The organism is Candidatus Frankia nodulisporulans (assembly GCF_902806475.1).
In the GTDB taxonomy this organism is placed as follows: Bacteria; Actinomycetota; Actinomycetes; order Frankiales; family Frankiaceae; genus Frankia; species Frankia umida.
Genome location: NZ_CADCWS010000499.1, coordinates 1 through 1,076, shown reverse-complemented (window position 1 = coordinate 1,076; position 1,076 = coordinate 1). Strand labels below are relative to the sequence as shown.

The following is a 1,076-nucleotide window of genomic DNA, read 5'->3' as shown; positions in this document are numbered from 1 at the left end:
CTTTCAACTCGGGCGCATCCCGTTTTGTTTTGAAATGAAATCAGGCTTCTGCATAAGCCTCCCGATCCCACCCCGAAAGTCAACGCCTGACGCGGATGGCACTCGTGAGGGTTTACACGTCCACCGTGTGGTGCGACCAACCGTTCCATCACCGCGCCGAACGGCTACCCTCAGGAGCGGCTGTAGGTCAGCGGGCAGGCGGATCGACCCACCGCATGGCCGTCGAACCACACGGTTGTCGGGCGGCACCGGCTGTCGGGCGCGATGAGGCGGCCGAGGGCGGCGGACCGTTCGTATTCGCGGGGCGGCCGTGCGTTCGCGGTGCAGCCGAAAGTTGAGGGTGGCTCCGCGTCCTCACGGGGCAGCGGGACGTTGCCACACCAGTTCGGAGCCACCCCAGTTCGGATTCGGACGCACCACGACGACGAACGGATGGTACGGCGATGTCCCTTGCCGGAGCCCGGCCCCGCGGCCCGAAGGCCGAGCTCGAGAACAAGAGTCAGCTGACGTTGCTCCATCATCTCCACGATCTCAACCAGCCGTATCGAGTCAGCTACGAGATGGTCGTCCGCAAGGTCTGGGCGGATGACGGAGACGCCCGCGTTCGCCGCTCCCGCGCCCGCGATCTCAGCCGCCAGTTCCGCGGCGACAAGGAGATCGACTGGCACGTTGTCGAGTGCTACCTCGAACTGCTCTTCCCGGACGATCACGAGGAGCGCGGCGCACAGCTCGCCCATGCCCATCCGCTGTTCGTGGCGGCGTTCGGCCCCGAGGCGGCCGACGAAGCGGACCCGGGCGAGGATGCGGCCGCGGAGCCCAGCCTCGAGTACGTCGCCGAACTCGAGCGTCAGCTCGCCGAGTCGCGGATGCGCGCCTCCTTAGCCACCGCGCTCCTGGTGATCCTCCGTTCGGAGAACGCCACCCTGCGCGGTCGAAGTGTGTCCTTCAACTGGTTCGACACCGCTGCCACGACCGGCGACCGTGCCCTGGCCGACCGGACGTCGGGCAACCGCGCCGCCCTCGGCGACCGCGCGACCCCCGGCGGCCAGCCGGCACCGGATCGCCAACCAGCACCG

At 68.1% G+C, this 1,076-nt stretch carries 1 protein-coding gene; it reads left to right on the top strand.

Annotation, left to right across the window (positions count from 1 at the left end; all coding sequences use genetic code 11):
• Positions 1–443: 443 nt before the first annotated feature.
• Positions 444–1,076: hypothetical protein (locus G6R24_RS21125; RefSeq protein WP_163550861.1), on the top strand; the 633-nt coding region annotated here is incomplete at its 3' end.